The organism is Streptomyces sp. NPDC056734, from assembly GCF_042790455.1.
Lineage (GTDB): Bacteria > Actinomycetota > Actinomycetes > Streptomycetales > Streptomycetaceae > Streptomyces.
In genome coordinates, this window is the sequence record NZ_JBHTZD010000057.1 from 1 (window position 1) to 3,179 (window position 3,179).

Genomic DNA, 3,179 nt, shown 5'->3' on the forward strand with positions numbered 1-3,179 from the left:
CCCACGCTGACGGAGGCGGACGTGACCGCGACGGCCGCGTTCGCGCTCGGCGCGCAGGGGGTGGGGTGGGCTGCCGCCCGGGAGGGGTGTGAGGTGTTCGCCGTGGATGGGGAGCGGCGGGTGCGCAGGAGTGCGGGGTTGCCGGTTCTCGGGGGGTGAGGTCGCGCCCGGAGGGTGGGGGTTGTGGGGTGGGTGGGGGTGTGGGTGTGGGTGTGTCGTGGTTGCGAGTGTGGGTGTGGGTGCGTCGTGGTTGCCGGCGCGGTTCCCCGCGCCCCTCGGCGGCGGTGCGGTTCGCTGAGTTTCCGGCCGGACCCGGCTGAAATCGGGTCGACCCCGGCACCGCCCCCGTGATGCACTGCCCGGCGGGTGTCCTACTGTTCCGGTCGGGAACGATGTGCGTTCGCCAAGTTTTGGCAACACAACCGGTCTACACTCTCTCCGCGACCGGCCGAGACCGCGCACAAGGTGCGTGAACGCGCTCAGCAACTGGCCAACCCCGAAGGGTATTCGGCGCTTTGATACGGATAGATTCAGTCACCAAGCGGTACCCGGACGGCACGGTGGCGGTGGACCGGCTCTCCCTGGACATACCGGACCGGTCCATCACGGTCCTGGTCGGACCGTCCGGCTGCGGCAAGACCACGACCCTGCGCATGATCAACCGGATGATCGAACCGTCCGAGGGCACCATCCTCATCGACGGCACCGACATCACCCAGCAGCCGGTCAACACCCTGCGCCGGTCCATGGGGTACGTCATCCAGAACGCGGGCCTCTTCCAGCACCGCACGATCATCGACAACATCGCCACCGTGCCCCGGCTGCTCGGCTGGAGCAAGGACAAGGCCCGCACCCGGGCCCGCGAGCTGATGGACCGGGTCGGCCTCGACGCCGCCCTCGCCCGCCGCTACCCCTACCAGCTCTCCGGCGGCCAGCAGCAGCGCGTCGGCGTGGCCCGCGCACTCGCCGCCGACCCGCCCGTCCTGCTGATGGACGAGCCGTTCTCCGCCGTCGACCCGGTCGTCCGCAAGGGCCTCCAGGACGAACTGCTGCGACTCCAGGCCGAGCTGGGCAAGACGATCGTCTTCGTCACCCATGACATCGACGAGGCCGTCAAGCTGGGCACCATGGTCGCCGTGCTGCGCACCGGCGGCCGGCTCGCCCAGTTCGCCCCGCCCGCCGAGCTGCTCACCCACCCCGCCGACGATTTCGTCGAGGACTTCCTCGGCGCCGACCGCGGGGTGCGCCGGCTGTCCTTCTTCCCGTCCGCCGGACTGCCGCTGCTCACCACGCCCATCGTCGCCGTCGACGCCACCGCCGAGCAGCTCGCCGCCCGCGACACCGACGACGCCCCCTATCTCCTGGTCACCGGCCTCGACGGCCGGCCCCTGGGCTGGGGCGTACGGGGCGAACTGACCGCCGGTGACATCCATCCCGAGCGGCTGCTCCCCTACGGGCACCCCTTCCGCCCCGCCGAGGACTCACTGCGCGCCGCGCTGGACGCCGCCGTGCTGTCACCGACCGGCTGGGCCGTCGCCGTGGACGCCGAGGGCCGCGCCTCGGGCGTGGTCTCCCAGACCACGATCGGCGAGACCATCCGGGGCGCACACGCCAAGAGCACGCTGGGTGCACAGGGCGGGCAGGGCGCACAAGGCGCACAACGCGGGCCGGGCGCCCAGGACGCCGCGGGCGGGCCGGGCCGTGTCCGTACGCAGAAGGCCGCCCGATGAACGGCCTCTTCGACATGCCGAGCGACCTCCAGAACACCTACTGGGGCCTGATCGTCCTGCATCTGCGCAACGCCCTGATCCCCGTGCTCATCGGCCTGCTGGTGGCGCTGCCCGTCGCCCAGCTGTGCGTCCGGCTGCGCTGGCTGTACCCGCCCGTGCTGTGGGTGACGACCGTGCTGTACGCGATCCCGTCGCTGGCCTTCTTCGTCGTCCTCATCGACTACACCGGTCTGAGCGAGACGACGGTGATGATCCCGCTCGCCGTCTACAGCCTGGTCGTGTTCGTCCCGGCCATCGTGGACGGGGTGCGTTCGGTGCCGCGCGAGACCCTGGACGCCGCCACCGCCATGGGCTTCGGCCCGATCCGCCGCTACCTCCAGATCCAGCTGCCCATCGCCGCCCCCGCGATCATCGCCGGACTGCGTGTGGCGTCGGTCTCCAGCATCTCCCTGGTCAGCGTCGGCATGCTGATCGGCAATCAGGGCGCCCTCGGCAATCTGCTCAACAGCGGCATGATCTACAACCAGCCCCGGCTGATCTGGCTCTCCGTGATCGGCACGGCCGTCCTCGCCATCGTGGTGGACGCCCTGCTCATCGGTCTGCGGCTGCTGCTGACGCCGTGGATGCCACGCGGCGGCCGAACCGCCCCCGCCGACCGGTCCGGGGCCACCGCCGGTGCCGTCCAGGTGGAGGCCACGCTGTGAACATCCTGAACTTCATCGACGCGTTCTTCAGCGACAGCGCCCGGTGGCAGGGGTACGACGGCATCCCCACCCGGCTCCTGGAGCACGTCCAGTACACCCTGATGGCCCTCGGTGTCGCCGCCGCCATCGGTCTGCCCGTCGGCCTGATCACCGGCCACACCGGACGCGGCGGCAACACCCTCGCCCTCATCGCCACGGCCGCCCGCGCGCTGCCCAGCTTCGGCCTGATGGTCCTGATGTTCATCCTGCTCGGCCTGGGCCTGGCCCCCGTGATGATCCCGCTGGTGGTCCTCGCCGTCCCGCCGATCCTGGTCACCACCTACGAGGCGGTCCGCTCGGTCGACCCGGCCCCCGTGGACGCCGCCCGCGGCATGGGCATGGCCGAACCCGCCATCCTTCTGCGCGTCGAGGTCCCCGTCGCCCTCCCGCTGATCCTCAGCGGCCTGCGCTCGGCGGCCATCCAGATCGTCTCGACGGCGACCATCGCGGCATACGTCAGCTTCGGCGGCCTGGGCCGCTACATCGTGGACGGCCTCTACCAGCGCGACTACGAGAAGGTGGTCGGCGGCGCCACCCTGGTGGCCGTACTGGCCCTGGTCACCCTGGGCCTGTTCTGGGCGGTGGCGAGAGCGACGGTGTCACGGGGAGTACGGCGGCCGAGCGCCGCCGCGTAGGGGGAAGGGCCGCGCGCCCGCAGGGATGCTGTTGGTTAATTCGGGCCTGGTTGCTTCGCCCCGTCGCTATG

Annotated in this window: 3 protein-coding genes and 1 pseudogene; all 4 read left to right on the plus strand. The window is 71.2% G+C overall.

Annotated features, from left to right (window positions below; translation table 11 throughout):
• Nucleotides 1–159 (plus strand): annotated as a pseudogene (locus tag ACFRFC_RS38175) (FAD:protein FMN transferase); the annotation flags it as partial.
• Between the two features lie 356 nt (nt 160–515).
• Entirely contained in the window at nt 516–1,730 is a 1,215-nt protein-coding gene (locus ACFRFC_RS38180) for an ABC transporter ATP-binding protein (protein WP_382690359.1), read from the plus strand.
• A complete protein-coding gene (locus ACFRFC_RS38185; RefSeq protein WP_382690361.1) occupies nt 1,727–2,434 on the plus strand; it encodes an ABC transporter permease in 708 nt (235 codons plus the stop codon). The genes ACFRFC_RS38180 and ACFRFC_RS38185 overlap by 4 nt, the downstream gene beginning before the upstream one ends.
• Nucleotides 2,431–3,108 carry an ABC transporter permease gene (locus tag ACFRFC_RS38190; protein ID WP_382690363.1) on the plus strand — a complete coding sequence of 226 codons (678 nt, stop codon included), beginning with the start codon at nt 2,431–2,433 and terminating at the stop codon, nt 3,106–3,108. The genes ACFRFC_RS38185 and ACFRFC_RS38190 overlap by 4 nt, the downstream gene beginning before the upstream one ends.
• Nucleotides 3,109–3,179: the final 71 nt, after the last annotated feature.